This is a genomic window from Alteromonas sp. DY56-G5 (genome assembly GCF_041414725.1).
Classification (GTDB): domain Bacteria; phylum Pseudomonadota; class Gammaproteobacteria; order Enterobacterales; family Alteromonadaceae; genus Alteromonas; species Alteromonas macleodii.
Map to the genome: position 1 here is coordinate 12,777 of NZ_JANHZQ010000040.1, position 17,861 is coordinate 30,637.

The following is a 17,861-nucleotide window of genomic DNA, read 5'->3' on the forward strand; positions in this document are numbered from 1 at the left end:
CGGGTTATTACTTCTGTGGTATCGAGGCGCCAAGAATACTACTCTTCAATGCAACGAGGTTTTCTTGGTAGTGGGAGAGAATCTCTTCTATAACCACTACGGCTTCGCCCGGTAACCCTTCACGTACCTTCTCTGCTTCGCTTTTTTTATCATTCAGCGTATTAAGTTTTGTCTCTAATATTTGGTAATTACTTAGAAGTTCTGAATTTGTCGTCTGGAATGTCTTTAAGTTACTTTCCGCAGTGGTAAGTGTATTTTTTACTTTTTGCATTTCTTCATTGGCATCTTTGTATTCTCGGAGCAATGTTTTCGTGGGATTATCACTTGCCGTTACTTCAGACTGCTTTGAGGCAAAAGCGTCTTCTGCTTCTCGAAATCGCACTCGCGCAGAAGCGATATTCTGCTGCCTGACATCGAGCTCTTCAAAATAGTTTGTCAACGCCTGTTTCTCTGCCTTCAAGGCTGATTCCGTCGACTGCACTTCACTTTCGAGACTTTTAATCTCGGCATCTTTGGCCTTAATGCGAGCTGCGTAGTCTTCGTAGGTAGATGCTATTCGCTTCCTAATTCGCTGTTCAATGTTGCTGCTTAAGTCATCCGACTGCGTGCCTGTCGAACTACCAAATAACATACTCTGCGCTTGTTGCGTTGCTTGCTGCATGCCCGCCAAATTTCCTATAACATTTTCTGCCGTAGTCATGCCAGACGCTAATTTTGCCGCACTGACTAATAGGTTGGTACCTACTCTTTTATACGCCTGTAACATTTCGCTGGGGTCATTGTCGTAGTTTTTTAGATTCCAGTTTCCAATATCGTCTTTCACAAATACCATACTGGTTTTGCCATTACCCTGGGCAAATGCTGTATTGATTTTGGACCAGTTGTTGTCGTTAATAAGCCTTTCAATCATGCGAGTTCTGCTTTGCACAGGCCATTGCCGACTTTTTCTCGGTGTGGCATCTAACCACTCGAAAAGGTTTAAATAATCTGTACCTTCAGATTCTCTTAAAAACACACTGGTGGGCAAGAATTCCGCTTTTGCTTCGCCTCGCTGTTGCCGCACAATTGCATCAGTGCGAGCAAGAATTTCGTTACCTAATTCAGCAACAGTCACCGCTGCTCTTGCAATGGCGATGCGAGTGCGTTTGGAATTCGGCAAAATAGCCACCTGCGTTGTTGCCCAATGCTCTGCCCCTTCCGTTAAAAGCTTACCAACATTGGCAATGCGAGTAAGGCAGTCTTCGGTGACGCCCAAGCTGTGCTCGTTACCCGTGCCTGTTTTATTTGATTCACTTGGCGATGTAAGCAAGGTTTTTCTGCACTCCAGAATATTGTTTTTACCTTGATCAATCTGTGACACTCCTTTGTTATAAATATAGTTAAGTACGCTAAGTACGTTGAGCTTTACATCCGCTAACTGGGGACAAATTTGATGAGGTTGATCTTCTTTTTTTGTGGGTATGGTGGTATATTCGTACGGTTGTAAGAAGTCAAATTTGAGATGTTCGTCAGACCTATTGCTACTTGTAGGCTCTCGCTTTGTCGTCATCAAACTAAACCAATTGTGATCTTTCTCCGGGAAAATAGTAGAAAATAACCTGTCAACGGTTGCAGGGGCTTTATCTACTGATTCTAAAATATCTAATTCAGAATAGTAGTGTGCCGGAGCAGTACACTGCTTTATCATCTCATTCGGGTGCTCGGTACCAAATTCGCTTCGCGTACCGAAACAACCCAGTCTACATTCGCTGACTTGAATCGCCCGGGTTATGTTTTCCAAAACATGGGCAGTCAGGTTGATTGTGCCTATCAACTCCGCCTTTTGCACTTCCAAGGTTTTGCTAAGTGGGCCGTCGTACACCTCCACATCTATTCGCATAGCCCCTGCAGCATGGACCATAACAGGAAAAAGTGACGCTGCAATTAAAGTGAGTGCTTTCATAGTGCCTCTCCTTGGCAAGACAAACCAGCTGCGCTGACAACCTGGTTGTCATCGTGTAGCGTTGCTTCAACGGCTTTTGTCAGTTCACATAATGACGCTAACTGGTCACTATCCGCAGCCGCGTCAAGCAAATGCTTTTTCTGTGTCAACGCTTCTTTGGCTTCGCTCAACCGTAATTCAGCCTCAACCAAAGGTAGTAGTTGCGGCTCGTTCGCTTGGTGGGCGTTTAAAACTTGCTGTGATAACTGCTTGAGTACTTGTGTAATGGGTGAATTGTCAACGTACATGGCCATAATAAGCCTTTCGTCCTGGTCGAAGGTACGCCACCCTTCAGGCCCAAGTACCTGGAAGCCTTTGTGTTTGCTCATCTCGCAATTTATAGTCTCTGTTTGGTTTGCAAGCATTGCTTTTGTACCTAAAACTGAAGCTGAAGAAGATATTTCGACTCCTGTTGCTGCTTGCAATTTCGCATTCATTGCGGTGCGGATAGAGGCTAGTACACTTCCATAGTTGTTATCGCCATTGAGATAACTATTTTCAGCCACTGCCGCAAGCAAAACGCCGCTTTGATCTATCAGCGCTTTTGCAACGTTATCTTTATTCGCGAGAAGAAGTAACTTTTTCCCATTATCAAAATCCAGCGAATCTGGAAGATTATCAACGCGACTTGGCAGCTGCGAAATGTAGGCCAATATTGTATCAACTCTCTCTGATAACTTCTTTTTTAACGCCTCTCTATGCTCTGGCGTTAAATCTTTGAAGGTATCATCTGAATCTCCTTTTGCTAAATCCTTTAGCCAATCTAGCACCGAGGTAAAATCAGCGGTGACAACCGCCAGTTCTGTATTTTTTGTTTTGGCATCATCCACAAACACTTGAGCAAACTGTTCTGAAAAAGGCGTTGTGCCATCTGAGCCCGCGATATTCGATATGTCTTTGTTATTGACAAGAAATGTCGACAAGGCATTAACGTAAGTTTTTTCGTTAGCGTTAAAGTCCAGCTTTGGGGTTAACTGCCCTGTTATCATTGCATCCCACTTCGTTTTTGAATTTGGGGAGCTGAGAAAATTATCTGGTAACGAAGCAGAGTTAACAGCGCTGTCCAAATTTTCCTTCATCTTTTGGATTACCTGGACTTTTAACCATTCGAGAGACAATGTCTTAAGCTTCGCATTTAAGGCGTCTTTGTTTGCCTTAATCAGCGCCGCTCTTTTTTGAATCACTGCTTCTGCGAGGTTTTCTTTAAATGAGTTGTCGAGGGCACTTTTGCTTTTTAGAATGTCGCCGCTTAATGTTGTGTCAAACTTTGCTGCGTCTGCAATATCCCTTTCTTCAAGCACTTTTAACAATTCAACATGAACAAGGTTTTGTACGCCGGATTGCTCATCCACGAGTTTAAGGATTCTACTGTATTCTTTCTGTAGGCTTAGATACTCATCCCATGCTTGTGCTTTTTCTGCTTTTGCCTGGGTTTCGTTTTCAGATACATACCGATAGCGCTTAATATTTTCATCATAAATTACCGCTGCCCCTAACGGGTCTATTTCCCAACTCTTCAAGCTTCCTGATTCGAATTTGATGTTATTCGTAGACGTGTTGGCTTTACCCGTCATGGTAAACCGATATAACCCATCTGATGCAGGCACATTCGGATGTTTGCCATCTTGCCCTTTGCAATAATCAAATACTCTAAAATAGTAAGTGGTCCTAAAAGCGACGTTTTTATCCTGAAACCTGGGGTCAGACCCTGTTCTGACATGATGCTCTGGTGCAACACTACAACCGGCTAGCATAATAGTAGCAACGCTAATGGCAACTAGCGGCTTTGTTAGCTGCGCTAAACTGACTGTCTTTCTCATCATCCTTCCTTAGATTTCTAATAAATTAATACAACCCCACCGCTTTGCGTAGCACAGCTAAATGTTCATTATCTGAAGGTACTTCGGCACTCTTCCAGTAGGCCGTGTGGGTGAAACCATCTTTTATTTTTGAATAATCCAGTGCAATCTCTTCAATGGGGGTTTTGAACATGTCGCTGGGGGGCGTCATAGTGCCATTGGCCACATCAAACGCCTCAAAGCTATAGTTTAGGCTTACCGGGCCTGAGATAAGATCTCCTTTAATATAGCAGCCGTGTGGCATGTAAATGTTCGTCCACTTCACTGCACCAAATACTGCGCCATGATGCAGGTAATATTCACCATCGCCCCCGTAATACCAGGCACCGTGTTCGGTGAGCGGCGGAGAAGTAGGTAGCTCTCTATCCAGCTTACGCTTTTCAAAGTTTTCCTGATTTTTATAAAGCAACACATCGGCATAAGTAAGTGGCGAACCCAGAGTGATAAAATCTGAAATCAGCCAGTTTTTATCCGGGTCGTTTTCGATGAGAGAACTGAAAAGTTGTCGCTGCGTTTGCCAGTACGTGTCAGCATCGAAAGCATCAGTACCGCAGCTTTTGGCTAGTTCCGTTAACGCGTTGCAATGCTCACGAGAAGCCTCGCTCAAGGGGGTAGGAATGTCGTCATGATCTTTAAATTTATTATGCCGTGCCCACAAATGAGTAAGAATGTCATAGGCCACATAAGACCCTAAGCTATGACCCACAAGCACAATCCTATCGTAATCACCGGTTTGATGAATACGCTCCAGTAACTCCACACCTCCCTGTCTGATAGCTTGGCGGATGGCAATATTGGCGGGCTTAGCTTGAATGTATCGAGCCACATCACCGAAATAATGGGTGAAGAAACTGCGGGCTTTCGCTACAAGGAACGCCCAACCTGCACTGGCTACTGTGACAAACGTCAGGGTTAAGCCCGACAGATCATCCGAACTGCTGAAGATGTCACGCCACCACAACGCTAGAAAAAAGCCAAAGACAATAAGTCCCCACAGGATAAACCAAAGTGGCTTTAGCGTATTGGCATGGTTGTCATAGCGACTGGGTAAACAGAAAAGTAACGCGCTGATCCAGCCCCAAAAATGCTCCCATTTAGTACCTACAGTTCGGTGCGCCCAGTAGTATTCAAAAAAGTCCGTACGCTGAACGGGTTCTTCTTTTCCGCTGGCTTGTGGCCGGTCTGTGGTAAGGCGTCTCTGCTCGAAGGATTCACTAACTGAACTGGGTTTGTTCCAAAAGTGTGGGTAGGTAAGGTTTGGATCCTGTTTCCAAACATGAGTAACAAATTCTCGAATGGTATCCATGGGGCGTTGTTCGCCCATACCGTGAATTACCACTACAGCCTGCTTTTTCGCACTATTTGCGCTAGCTGATGATGTTGCCATTGCCTGTTCCCTTTAGCAGAGATTATCTTGCTCTAAGCAACTGGCAAGTACCGCACTTTGTATTGAACAAATAATAACCAGACACTTTAGTATGTCAATATAAAATTTATAGTGGTTAGTATTACATCGAACACATGAATTTATTAATTTCTCGCCTTTTCTGTTCAGAGATATGTTCTGCAGGAGTAATTATTCGCTTAAAAACTGGAATCTGCAAATAAGTCCCGCAATTTAGCGCTCAATTAAACCGCTGCACAACCTGCGTAAATTTTGAACTTAAATTTTGCGATTTAGACCTATATACCGATGCTTTAGGATGAATTTCGACCTTATTCCGGCTCATTCCCTGATTTCAAACAGATCTTGGCTGTCATCGTAACATCTGATCTACTTTAAACAGGTTCACGAAGGTGAATAGCATGGCTAACTGTGAGTCATTTTTTATCAATTCCTTATAGTGAGTGAAAACACTTAGCTTGTTACACTCACTGACAATCTTAACAAAATAAAAAAGCGAGCACTTATGGCTCGCCTTTCAAATCTATAAACAGCTTAGTCGATAACGAACTTTATTAAAACGTTCACAAACTTCATTCGAAACTGACAAACACCCTATTCCTCAACATAACTCTCAATGCTAGGGCAAGAGCAGATCAGGTTTCGGTCGCCGTAAACGTCATCAATACGGTTAACCGTTGGCCAGAACTTGTTTCTGTGTACTTCTGGTGCTGGGTACGCCGCTAGCATGCGGTCGTAGTTGCGGTTCCAGTCGCTATCACAGATGTCAGCTAGCGTGTGCGGTGCATTGTGTAGCGGGTTGTCAGTCGCATCCCACTCGCCGCTTTCTACTTTGGCAATTTCTTGGCGAATGCTAACCATGGCGTTGATGAAACGGTCTAATTCGTACTTGGCTTCCGACTCGGTTGGCTCAATCATAAGCGTACCCGCTACTGGGAAGCTCATGGTTGGCGCATGGAAGCCGTAGTCGTTTAAGCGCTTCGCGATATCTAGCTCGGTCACACCGCTTGCTTCTTTAAGCGGGCGAAGGTCGATAATACATTCGTGCGCTACGCGGCCATTGTTGCCTTTGTAAAGCACTGGGAAGTGCCCTTCTAGCTTCTTAGCCACATAGTTAGCGTTAAGAATAGCAACTTCGGTTGCACGGCGAAGGCCTGCGCTACCCATCATTTTGATGTACATGTAGCTAATAGGCAGAATTGATGCACTGCCCCATGGCGCTGCCGATACCGCACCACAGTCTTTGCCCGCCGTTTCTACGTTAACAACAGTGTGGTTTGGTAGGAATGGCGCAAGGTGCGACTTAACACCAATTGGTCCCATGCCTGGGCCACCGCCACCGTGTGGAATACAGAAGGTTTTGTGTAGGTTAAGGTGCGATACGTCTGAACCAATGAAGCCAGGTGACGTAATGCCCACCTGCGCGTTCATGTTCGCGCCATCCATATAAACCTGACCGCCGTATTGGTGAACAATGTCACAAATCTCGCGCACGGTTTCTTCATATACACCGTGAGTAGACGGATACGTGATCATGGCGCACGACAGGTTATCGCCCACTTCTTCCGCTTTCTTGCGAAGGTCGTTAAGGTCTACGTTACCTTTGCTATCACACGCTACTACTACCACTTTAAGGCTAACCATTTGCGCAGACGCAGGGTTAGTACCGTGGGCAGAGCTTGGAATTAAGCACACGTTTCTGTGACCTTCGCCACGGCTTTCGTGGTAGCGCTGAATAGCCAATAGGCCTGCGTATTCACCTTGCGCACCTGAGTTAGGCTGCATTGAAAGCGCGTCGTAACCTGTTACGTTAATTAACCACTCGCTAAGCTCGGCAATCATTTCTTGATAGCCCGCTGCTTGGTCTAGTGGCGCAAACGGGTGAAGCTGACCGAATTCAGCCCATGTTACTGGGATCATTTCAGCCGTTGCGTTTAGCTTCATGGTGCACGAACCCAATGAAATCATTGAGTGGTTAAGCGCCAAGTCTTTGTTTTCAAGGCTCTTGATGTAACGAAGCATCTCTGTTTCAGAGTGATACTTGTTAAACACTTCGTGGGTTAGGAAGTCGCTAGTACGTACTAAACCTTCAGGAATAGATTTTACGTCTTGCGTGGTTACTTCTGCATCCAGACCTTCCACTGTTAAGCCGTGCTCTTCACCAAGAAGTACGTCGAATAGCGCAACAATGTCTTCACGTGTGGTAGTTTCGTCTAGCGACACACCTACCGCACCTTCAAGGTCAGCACGTAAGTTCATGCCTTTTGCGTAGGCTTTTGCTAGTACGTCTTCTTTGTTGTCTACCATTACGGTTAGCGTGTCGAAGTACGTGCTGTGCTTTAGAGCTACACCTTTCTGGTTTAAACCAGTAGCAAGAATGTCGGCGAAGCGGTGAATGCGCTCAGCAATAGTTTTAAGGCCTTGTGGGCCGTGGTACACCGCGTAGAAGCTTGCCATGTTGGCTAGCAGCACCTGCGCTGTACAAATGTTCGAGTTCGCTTTTTCGCGGCGAATGTGTTGTTCACGAGTTTGTAGCGCCATACGAAGTGCTGGGCGACCACGGGTGTCTTTACTTACACCAATAATACGGCCAGGTAATGAACGCTTGTAGCTGTCGCGTGTAGCAAAGAATGCCGCATGTGGGCCACCATAACCCATAGGTACACCAAAGCGCTGTGCACTACCAAGTGCAACGTCTGCACCTAGCTCGCCAGGCGACTTAAGCATTACCAAGCTCATAAGGTCAGCGGCTACTGCCACAATACCTTTTTTCGCTTGAACTGCAGCAATGATGTCGCTGATGTCTTTCACTTCACCGGTAGAGGTTGGGTATTGAAGTAGCGCACCGAATACGTCGTGTTCTGCTGCTTCTTCTGTCGCACCTTTGATGATTTCAAAACCGAACATTTCAGCGCGAGTTTCTACCACGTCAACCGTTTGCGGGTGAACGTCGTTTGCAATGAAGAACGCATTCGCTTTTTTGTTCTTAGATACACGCTTAGCAAGGCCCATGGTTTCAGCCGCCGCTGTACCTTCATCAAGTAATGACGCCGATGCTAGCTCTAGGCCAGTTAGGTCAATGGTCACTTGTTGGAAGTTAAGAATGGCTTCCAAACGACCTTGGGCAATTTCTGGCTGGTAAGGCGTGTACGCTGTGTACCAACCTGGGTTTTCTAGCACGTTGCGAAGAATAACGTTTGGTACGTGGGTATCGTAGTAACCCATACCAATGAAAGAACGGTTAATTTTGTTCTTTTGTGCAACGGCTTTAAGTTCACTTAATGCTTCAACTTCTGTCGCCCCCTCACCACATTTTAGTGGCTCTGGTAGCGCAATACCTGCCGGTACAGTTTGCTCAATTAAATCGTCTAGTGAGCTTGCACCAATAGCAGACAGCATTTCTTCAATTTCGCCTTTACCCGGGCCAATGTGACGGCGGATAAATGTATCTTTTTGCTCTAGTTGAGCCAATGTAGGGGAAGTATTCGACATAACGTTGTTAAGCACTCGTAATGGTTGCCGCAAGGGCGCGTTAAATCTTTAAGTTAAAAAGGGGCTGAATTATCTTCATGCCCCTTTTCAAATTATGGTTCTTTTAAAACTGCGTAACGAATTACTCTTCGTCGATGCTGTTTTCGTAGCCTTCAGCGTCTAGTAGACCTTCTACTTCTGCCGCATCGTCAGCTTTAATTTTGAATAGCCAACCGTCGCCGTATGGGTCAGAGTTAACTAGTTCTGGTGAATCTTCTAGGTCTTCGTTAATTGCTACAATTTCACCTGAAATTGGCGCGTAAACGTCAGACGCTGCTTTTACCGATTCAGCAACACATACGTCGTCGCCAGTGCTTACTGCGTCGCCAACATCTGGCAAATCAACGAAAACCATGTCGCCAAGTAAGCCTTGTGCGTGCTCAGAAATACCTACAGTGAAAACACCGTCACCTTCAGGGCGAACCCATTCGTGCGTAGCGGCATAGCGTAAATCAGTTGGGATGTTGCTCATAATCGTTCCTGTTATTCTCTGTTAACTTATAAAACACTTTTTCCATTGCGAACAAAGGAGGGCTTAACCACTTTTACTGTAACCCACTTTTTGCGCATTTCCACTTCTACTGTTTCACCAACATCACTTGGTACTCGTGCCATCGCAATTGAGTGACCTAGTGTTGGAGAGAACGTACCTGAAGTGATAACGCCTTCGCCGCTTTCTGTTTTCACTTTAAGACCGTGACGCAGCACGCCTTTTTCAGTCATCACCAAGCCTACTAGCTTGTCGGTACCTGCTTCGCGCTGCGCTTCTAGTGCTTTACGCCCTACGAAATCACGATCAGCCGGTTCCCATGTAATTGTCCAGCCCATGTTTGCCGCTAGTGGTGATACGGTTTCATCCATATCTTGGCCGTATAGGTTCATGCCTGCTTCTAGGCGAAGGGTGTCGCGAGCACCTAGGCCGCATGGCTTAACGCCCGCGTCTAGTAGTGCTTGCCAGAAGCTTTCCGCTTGCTCAGCTGGCACCATAATTTCGTAGCCTGCTTCACCGGTATAACCTGTGGTGGCAATGAACAAGTCTTCTGCTTGTACACCAAAGAATGGCTTCATGCCCGCTACCGCTTCTTTTTGCGCTGCGCTGAACAGGTTAGCGGCTTTTTCTTTTGCGTTAGGGCCTTGTACGGCAATCATGGCAAATTCAGGGCGCTCGGTGATGGTTACGTCAAAGCCTTCTGCTTTGCTCATTAACCAGTTCATGTCTTTTTCGCGCGTTGCTGAGTTAACCACTAAACGATAGTTAGTTTCGTCGAAGTGATAAACGATAAGGTCGTCTACAACACCGCCTTCTTCGTTAAGCATGCCGCTGTATAGCGCTTTGCCTTTGTCTTTTAATTTTGCCACGTCGTTGGCTAAAAGGTACTGAAGATACGCTTTGGCTTGCGCGCCTTTTACGTCAACAATGGTCATGTGAGACACATCAAACATACCGGCGTCTTGACGCACAGCGTGATGCTCTTCAATTTGTGAACCATAGTTAATTGGCATATCCCAGCCGAAGAAATCGACCATTTTCGCACCGGCTTCTAGGTGCTTTGCGTGTAGGGCGGTGGTACTAGACATTCCACTTACTCTTTTTGATTTGAAAGGTAGAAAACGAAATTGAGTATAGTGAGCTAACGTTTATGCAACAAATTGGAAATTTTTATCAATACATTTAAAAAGCAAATGTATTGAACACTGAACATCAGAAATACAAATATTCAGTATAAGTTAAGACTTTGTGAAGACTCGTAAAACTACTGCAGCTACTTGTCTTTTCTTATACGACAGCACCGACATTTAATCCGACAGCACCAGTTTTAATGCAGCAGCGCAGACCAACAACAAGAAATGCGCTTAAAAGCGCATTTCTTTAAACAGTTGAACCGTGAGCCACACGGTAAAACACTGGCATTTACCAGCGTTGTTTTTTACAGCCCAATACGGCGTAGTAAGCAATAAAGCAGTAGCAAGGTAGCATGATCGCGTAGGCACTTTGACCACCAATTAGCTCACTAGCTGCGCCGTAAACCATTGGCAAAATGGCACCACCTGCAATCCCCATGATAAGCAGTGCCGAACCTTGTGCGGTGTATTTACCTAAGTTATTTAACGCCAGCGGCCAAATTGCAGGCCACACCATGGCATTTGCCAAGCCAAGAAGCGCAATACACGTCACGCTGTTAGGTAAGAAAGGAAGCGATTGCACGCCCGTCCATCCCCACAGCACTTCAGAGATCCCAGTATCAGTGTTTGAGCTCATTAGAATGCATGTGGTGAAAACTACGCCAAACACCGCAGAGCTTAGTAGCGCCGTTTGCTGAGAAATAAATCGAGGAATACAAATAAGGCCTACTGCGTACCCGATAACCATAGCAATCATGGTAAATGACGTAAGCGTGGTCGCGTTTTCTACGCCAATTGAAGAGCCATACAACCCAATGGTGTCGCCAGCGATGACTTCTACTCCAACGTAGAAAAACAGGCTTATTGCGCCCAATACTAAGTGTGGGAAATGCAGGATCTTTTTATCTTTATCTGAGGAAAGCGATGCTTCCACAGTTTCGCCTTCTGCTTGCTCATCATTAATGGCTGGCAATGAAAGGCGCATAAATACCAGAGCCAGTACGCCCAGTGCGATGGCCATTGCAACGTAAGGCTGAACAAGTGAGACAGACATATCGTTAACTAGCGTGGCTTTTACATCTTGTGGCATGGCGTTTAACGACTCTTGATTTACGTCAGGCAAACCACTTAACACTAGACTAGTAAAAACAATAGGAGCCAGCACGCCAGCCGCTTTATTAAGAAGGCCCATAAAGGCAATACGAGCGGCAGCGCTTTCTTCGTTACCCAGGCGAACAATAAACGGGTTCGATGCAGTTTGGAGTATGGTCAAACCGCTACCTACCACAAATTGTGCCAGCAAAAACACGGGGAACATGGCGCTCAGCGCGGCTGGTACAAACAACAAACATCCCACGGCGATAATGCTAAGCCCTAGGCTCATGCCCTTCTGGTACCCAGTTTTTTCGAGGATCTTTGCCATAGGTAGCGCCATGACTACATAAGCGATGTAAAAACAAAAGGCGATAAGCAACGCTTGCATTTCGGTTAGCTCGCACACCATTTGCAAAAACGGAATTAATGCCCCGTTTAACCATGTAATGAAACCGAAAATGAAAAACAGTAAACCGATACTTAGAATAGGTACAAAGCGCCCCATTCCTGTTGCGTTGGGTACTTGCGACTGAGCTTGTGGTGTCATAGCAAAGATCTCTTATTTATTATTATGTTGTTAGTTAGCGCAAAGGCGTTTACTTCCTTTCTGCCACACTTCTAACAGAGTATTGTCGTTGTTTATCACTAAAAAGTTAGCGCGCTTTCCTACCTCTATTTCACCTACCCTATCATGTATTTTGGTGAAGCGTGCTGGCGTTGCGCTTGCCATGGTACTGGCATGTTCTAATGCGATATTGATGTCGTTAATGCTGTTCGTTACTGCGCCGTGCATATCTAAACAGCTACCGGCTAACGTGCCGTCGGGCGTGGTTAACTTGTTACCTTGGCGCGTGATATGAGTATCGAAGAACGCGATGGTATCGTCGCTTGCGCCCACGTGGGCCATGGCGTCAGTTACTAGCATGAGCTGATGCGGCCCTTTCACCTTGTAAGCCAGCTCTACCGCTTTGGGGTGAATGTGATGATGGTCCACAATTATTCCGCAAACACTGTTGTTAAGTAGCGCCGCCCCCACCATTCCAGGCTCTCTGGAAGTCAGTGGCGACATGGCGTTATATAGGTGGGTAAAGCCTGATGCCCCAGCGTCTAATGCATTTTGCACGGTTTCAAACGGTGCGTTTGAGTGCCCTAATGCAACAATAACTCCTTGCCCCACCAAATCTCGGATGATGTCGCAAGGCACGTTTTCAGGCGCAACGGTGATAAGAACTTGCCCAATATCTCTTCGGGTATAGGTTGCCAGTTCACGATCTGAAAGTGCGCGAATATAGCGTGGCAAGTGCACGCCTTTTTTCTCAACAGAAAGGTGCGGCCCTTCAAAATGAACCCCCTCAACACTGGGGTGCGCCTGTTCAATAGCCTCGCTTACTGCATCGGCCGCTTGCTCAATGGTGTCTATATCGTCGGTAATGAGCGTTGGAAACAATGTGGTGGTGCCGTATTTCAAGTGCGCTTTGGCCATCACATTTATGCTTTCAAGCGTGGGAGCATGATTAAACATCGCGCCTCCACCACCATTTACCTGCGTGTCGATGTAGCCTGGAATAACTGCACCACGTATGCGCTCGTTGATTGTCGCCGTTGCGTCTTTCTTAAAGTAAGAAAGAGGTGCAATGTCAGCTATCACACCCTTTTCAATGCTTAGCACCTGATTATGCTGCCAGGCACCGTTCATCAGCACCTTTTCAGCCAGAATAATGGTCTTCATTGGGTTTTCGTTACCTTGTTTAATCCGGGTGGCGTATCTGGGTTCAAACCTAGTTCAACGGCAATTTTCTCTATATCCAGATAGAAGCGTTGCATTAGTAAAAGTGCGTCCAGCCTTGGGTGTGAAGACGTTACTCCGCCTTGCAGATCAATACACTCACCGCCACGGGATCTCACATCTTGCACCATGTTTTGATGAAAAGATGCGCTCTCATCTTCTATGTTTAACGAAATAAGCTTCAGCTTTTTCTCAACTAACGTCACTGGGCCATGGATGAACTCTGCACTGCTAAACGCTTCGGCGTGTATACCCAATACTTCTTTTAATTTAAGCGCTACTTCTCGCCCAACCGCATAGCCAAAGCCGCGCCCTAAAACAATGGTGTTTCGCGTATTTTCAAGATGGGCTTTTGATAACTGAGACGGCGCATTGATTACCGCTTCTAGCTGCGAAGGCATGGCTTTTAGCGCATTAAATAGCGAGGTATTTTCGCTCCAACGGGCACACAAATGAAGAAGCGCCGACAGCGTTGCTAAAAAGCTCTTAGTAGCCGCTACTGCTTTTTCTTCCCCGGCAGATAAAGGAATAACGGCATCAGCCAGCTCGGCTAATGGCGACGTTTCATCATTCACGAAGGCAACCGTAAACGCCCCGCCGTTTTTGGCCGACTCGGTTTGCTTTAGTATATCTGGGCTGCGACCAGATTGAGAGATGATAAAAGCTACCGCCCCCTTCAAATTCAATTGGCGTTTAAATATGCCTGCAATTGAAAGGGCGGCACTGCACACTGGAATACCCATTTCGGTTTCAAAGAGATACTTTCCAAACACGCCGGCATGATCTGACGAACCGCGACCAATGATGTAAATTAAGTTAGGGTTTAATTGCTGTAACCTACCCGCTAACTGACTGATCGCTTCATCATTCTTATCTAACTGCTGTGCAATAACTGACGGAAACTCTCTGGCTTCTTTTGCCATTATAGATAAACTCATTTCTCACCTTCTTTGTGATTAAACGCGGCTTTTGCATGATAAATAGCACCTTGCTGCGGCGTTGCTTTGCAGGGTACTAAACGTGCTTTGATGGATTCTGAAAAATAGGCTGAATAAACATTGCTAAGCCCACCTATCATGGCTAAACAATGGTTGTGATTAGCAAGAAGTCGCTTTGCCATACGCTCGATGTAAAGGGCACCTTCTTCAAAAAGTGCGGTAACCTTGTTTTGCTTTGTGTATAGCAAAGGCAGCATACGTTCTACCAAGGCGGCATAGTGATGGGTGTTAAATTCCGCACATTTCGCTACGATTTCTTGGGTACATGATGATTGCAGGGCGTTACACACTTCTGCTGCAAGTTCATCCTTTTCTTCCAACTCATCTAAACACAATAGCGTGTGCTGCACGGCCTTTAAGCCTAGCCAAGCCCCACTGGCTTTGTCGCCGATAGGAAACCCGTGCCCACCAACATCTTGAAAAGATTCATCTTGCCACATAGTGCCCGATGAACCCGTACCAATAATTATCGCAGCTCCCGGGTTTCCGTTATGTGCTCCAACGCATGCGGCGTGTAAATCGCTTAACACGTGTAGCGAATGAAACGGGTGCTGCCATTGTTCAAACTGTTGCTTCGCAGACTCAATGTTTGCGCCAGCTAGACCGGCGCCTACCACGCACTGCGACAGCGAAATTTGCTTAGATGTGTTGGCGTTCCCTGCATTCGAAATAGCGATATTAATCGCATCTACTATCGACGCTTTAGCTAAATCGCTATCGCGCATAATATTGGCAGGGCCACTTACGCCCTCACCTAAGACATTTCCGTCAACGTCTTCTAATCGTGCTCGGCACTTGGTGCCACCACCGTCTATGCCAATAAAAAATAAATCAGAGCTCATTTAAACATCTCAGTATAGATAAATGCATAGATACACTTGGTAAAAATATGACAAAGCTGTCATTTTAACCAATAAAAACAGGCACTTACAGCTGCACCTGTCGACTCATTTGCTGTGTTCCCGCAATTCTAGCGCGAACAGTTACGTTCCCCTTCACTTCAACAGGAGCAGTAAAGGTTTCCCACTTATTATCTGAAGTTAAGTACTCCATCGTAAAACCAGACACTGGCTTCATATGTAACTTACCATTGTTAATTACCGCTGCTGGCGTAGGTACACGCACATTCACTCCCTGCAGCACTAGCGCGGGTGCATGGCGGTTAAATAACGCTAACTCAAACGCTTGACAGTCGCTTACCTGCCGGTTTACTAAACCGCCTTTTTCATGAAGTGCTTTCGCGTTTTGTTGCCATGGTGCGTAGTGCCAAGCGCGTTCAGCCAAGGCCAATAGTCGGGGAAACACCATATATTCCACGGCATCTTGATTCACGGTGACTTCTGACCACAGCTGCCCCTGAATACCGATTACTGATGATGTGTCGGCCTCAGCAGAACTGCTGTAACTGTGGCCCATACGGTCGGTCCATAACTCGGCATGAAGCGGCAGCTGTTCGGGCATAAACGAAAATACTTTTTCGGTATCGGTTGCCCGTGAACCCCAGTAATAGCCAGGCTCATAAGGATTACTTTGGTAAGGAAAGTCGAAATAAAGCACGTCTGGAAACGAAAGTACTACCGGAATATTCTCCTTCGCAAAATGCGATACTGTTTTCTCTCCACCCGCCGCAAGCAAATGCCAAACGTTGGTATACGCGCTGCTGTTATCCAGTGTATTTACGGCTTTTTCCATGCCATCGCTCCAGCCACCAATTGATATATTGTGCTTTTGCGCAATTTTCTGCACTTCGGTAACAAAAGCCGGCAGTATTTCATCTGCCTTTTGACCTTTCGCAGCGCATACAGGGGATTTCACCCAAGCACCGGCGGTTTCATCGGCGCCAACATGGAAGTGCGTCAACGGAACGTTGGCCTTTTCATGCAGTGATTTCACAGAAGTAAGTACGGTTTCGATAAAATGATAGCTGCTATCTAAACAGGGGTTTATGGTGTTATCTGAATAGAATTGAACGCTTTCATATTGGGTTTTATCTTCTTTATCTACCAATAAAAACTCATTTGCAGCATCTAATTCACCCTCTGCCATAAGCCGCTTGTAGCGCGCATTCATAGCAACAATCGCTGCGCGGGCATGGCCAGGCATATCAAGCGACGGAATAACTTCAATGCCGCGCGCATGCGCCATTGTTAAAATTTCAATGTAATCTTGCTGCGTAAGAAAGCCGTTACCTGTAGCACTTTTAAAAGGTCCGCTTCCCAGCTGAGGCAGCAAGCACTGTGCTTCAGACAAATCGTGGCATCGAAACGCACCAATTTCGGTAAGCTCGGGCAAAGCATCGATAGCTAATCTCCAGCCCTCGTCATCACTTAGGTGAAGGTGTAGCTTATTGAGCTTGTAGGTGAACATTTGGCGAACAACAGATTCAATCGCTGCCTTTCCTGGAAAGTGGCGAGCAATATCTAAGTGCATTCCGCGAAATTCGAATCGTGGCGAGTCTGCGATTTCAGTGATAGGAAAGCGGCCATGCTGCGCATCAAATACTTGCATTAGCGTTAGCAAACCGTAGTTAGCACTAATGTTATCGTTGGCAATTATCGTGGCGCTTTGCTCTGTTATGCTAAGCGCGTAGCCTTCTTTCGAGTTTATTTTTGCAGCTTCATTTGCTAGGGCGTTCGCATCGTGAGCGCTGCGAATAATAACCTTAAGCGGTAAGCCTGTTTTCTGGTTAGTCAGGCCAAAATAGGCCATTTGCTCAATGGCTGGAGCAAGCATGTCTTGATCAGACTTATCTATATTAATGCCCGCGGCTGCAACAAATTTACCCGAATCATCTCTTCGACTTACGTTGGGAATAACACGATTCTCGGCATCATCTGAAGTTAGCGCTGAATCGCCCTTATTGTATAAATACGCGCTGTCCATAAGCGGTGTATTGTCGTTTTCAGTACGTTTGTACTGGGCTTGTTTGCTCCATAAGCCGGTGTGTTGATTGATTAGCAAATTACTTCCCGGCTCTTTCACACGGGTTGTGGAGGCAACCACCACCGGTGATAAAGCAGGGTAAGTTAAGTAATAGTTCGGCATTGCGTCCGAGCGGGACGCGTGCCAAAAGGGCGCAGATAGCGTTACCTTAACTTGCTCACTTGCGCTCACCTTTTCTTCGAACGCTAGGCGGTGCAGGTCACCGTTTATATGCTCAATGCGAATTGCATTTTTTGAGTCATACCCGCGAATAGGCGCAATATGACTAAAGTAAAGCGACGTAGAGGCTTCAATGGGGGTTGCCATGGTTGCTATCGTAAGCTCTGACGAAAAGCAGTCGCCTTTTGGAATATGTACCCGGCACAAACTATCGTCCACATTACTTAATACTTCGTAGTGTATATCGAGGCTTTCTCCTAGCGCATTCAAGCTGGCTTGCTGTAGCGAAGGCGTTTCAGCCATTGCCGAAGCGCTACCCACTAGTAGTAACGATAAGCTCAAGCACGCTTTGACAAAATTCGTCGAATTGCGGATCACGTCGCACATCCTTAAATCACAATTTCAGAGTAAAACAAGGGTAAAGCAAACGCCCTACCCTATGCTAAGTGAAGATAGTGAACACACGAACTATCTTCACATA

The 17,861-nt window shown here is 46.1% G+C and carries 11 protein-coding genes; all 11 read right to left on the reverse strand.

All coding sequences use genetic code 11. The annotated features are described in order from the left end of the window. Nucleotides 1–7: 7 nt before the first annotated feature. The 11 genes from NO989_RS16985 to NO989_RS17035 all read right to left on the reverse strand — a co-directional run bounded on the left by NO989_RS16985 (nt 8) and on the right by NO989_RS17035 (nt 17,758). Nucleotides 8–1,942, reverse strand: coding sequence for a hypothetical protein (locus NO989_RS16985; protein ID WP_348670899.1), 1,935 nt, complete (start codon nt 1,940–1,942; stop codon nt 8–10). Further along, on the reverse strand, nt 1,939–3,801 hold the full coding sequence (locus tag NO989_RS16990; protein WP_371342935.1) for a hypothetical protein: 1,863 nt from the start codon (nt 3,799–3,801) through the stop codon (nt 1,939–1,941). Before NO989_RS16990 ends, NO989_RS16985 begins: the two co-directional genes overlap by 4 nt. Before the next feature lie 25 nt (nt 3,802–3,826). Continuing rightward, nucleotides 3,827–5,227: a hypothetical protein gene (locus NO989_RS16995; protein WP_348670901.1), complete on the reverse strand. Its 1,401-nt coding sequence runs from the start codon at nt 5,225–5,227 to the stop codon at nt 3,827–3,829. Nucleotides 5,228–5,839: 612 nt separating this feature from the next. Next, a complete protein-coding gene (gene gcvP / locus NO989_RS17000) occupies nt 5,840–8,737 on the reverse strand; it encodes an aminomethyl-transferring glycine dehydrogenase (RefSeq protein ID WP_371342942.1) in 2,898 nt (965 codons plus the stop codon). 121 nt (nt 8,738–8,858) lie between these two features. Then, complete coding sequence (gene gcvH, locus NO989_RS17005) at nt 8,859–9,248, reverse strand: glycine cleavage system protein GcvH (RefSeq protein WP_014950360.1); 390 nt, start codon at nt 9,246–9,248, stop codon at nt 8,859–8,861. Between the two features lie 26 nt (nt 9,249–9,274). Continuing rightward, nucleotides 9,275–10,354, reverse strand: a complete 1,080-nt coding sequence (gene gcvT, locus NO989_RS17010) for a glycine cleavage system aminomethyltransferase GcvT (protein ID WP_156078713.1) — start codon at nt 10,352–10,354, stop codon at nt 9,275–9,277. Between the two features lie 334 nt (nt 10,355–10,688). After that, complete coding sequence (locus tag NO989_RS17015; RefSeq protein WP_371342936.1) at nt 10,689–12,041, reverse strand: sugar MFS transporter; 1,353 nt, start codon at nt 12,039–12,041, stop codon at nt 10,689–10,691. Between the two features lie 30 nt (nt 12,042–12,071). Further along, entirely contained in the window at nt 12,072–13,223 is a 1,152-nt protein-coding gene (nagA, locus tag NO989_RS17020) for an N-acetylglucosamine-6-phosphate deacetylase (protein WP_371342937.1), read from the reverse strand. Then, the gene (nagB-II, locus tag NO989_RS17025) at nt 13,220–14,218 is read right to left on the reverse strand and encodes a glucosamine-6-phosphate deaminase NagB-II (protein ID WP_061486370.1); all 999 of its coding nucleotides are present in this window, start codon (nt 14,216–14,218) and stop codon (nt 13,220–13,222) included. The genes nagA and nagB-II overlap by 4 nt, the downstream gene beginning before the upstream one ends. Continuing rightward, nucleotides 14,215–15,120, reverse strand: coding sequence for a BadF/BadG/BcrA/BcrD ATPase family protein (locus NO989_RS17030; protein ID WP_061486371.1), 906 nt, complete (start codon nt 15,118–15,120; stop codon nt 14,215–14,217). Before NO989_RS17030 ends, nagB-II begins: the two co-directional genes overlap by 4 nt. Nucleotides 15,121–15,205: 85 nt before the next feature. After that, the gene (locus NO989_RS17035) at nt 15,206–17,758 is read right to left on the reverse strand and encodes a family 20 glycosylhydrolase (protein ID WP_371342938.1); all 2,553 of its coding nucleotides are present in this window, start codon (nt 17,756–17,758) and stop codon (nt 15,206–15,208) included. Nucleotides 17,759–17,861: the final 103 nt, after the last annotated feature.

What these genes read in the sequence shown, in the direction of transcription:
- nagB-II (WP_061486370.1), bottom strand. Translation starts at nt 14,218, where the DNA reads ATGAGTTTATCTATAATGGCAAAAGAAGCCAGAGAGTTTCCGTCAGTT.
- NO989_RS17015 (WP_371342936.1), bottom strand. Translation starts at nt 12,041, where the DNA reads ATGACACCACAAGCTCAGTCGCAAGTACCCAACGCAACAGGAATGGGG.
- NO989_RS17030 (WP_061486371.1), bottom strand. Translation starts at nt 15,120, where the DNA reads ATGAGCTCTGATTTATTTTTTATTGGCATAGACGGTGGTGGCACCAAG.
- nagA (WP_371342937.1), bottom strand. Translation starts at nt 13,223, where the DNA reads ATGAAGACCATTATTCTGGCTGAAAAGGTGCTGATGAACGGTGCCTGG.
- NO989_RS16990 (WP_371342935.1), bottom strand. Translation starts at nt 3,801, where the DNA reads ATGAGAAAGACAGTCAGTTTAGCGCAGCTAACAAAGCCGCTAGTTGCC.
- gcvH (WP_014950360.1), bottom strand. Translation starts at nt 9,248, where the DNA reads ATGAGCAACATCCCAACTGATTTACGCTATGCCGCTACGCACGAATGG.
- NO989_RS16985 (WP_348670899.1), bottom strand. Translation starts at nt 1,942, where the DNA reads ATGAAAGCACTCACTTTAATTGCAGCGTCACTTTTTCCTGTTATGGTC.
- gcvP (WP_371342942.1), bottom strand. Translation starts at nt 8,737, where the DNA reads ATGTCGAATACTTCCCCTACATTGGCTCAACTAGAGCAAAAAGATACA.
- gcvT (WP_156078713.1), bottom strand. Translation starts at nt 10,354, where the DNA reads ATGTCTAGTACCACCGCCCTACACGCAAAGCACCTAGAAGCCGGTGCG.
- NO989_RS16995 (WP_348670901.1), bottom strand. Translation starts at nt 5,227, where the DNA reads ATGGCAACATCATCAGCTAGCGCAAATAGTGCGAAAAAGCAGGCTGTA.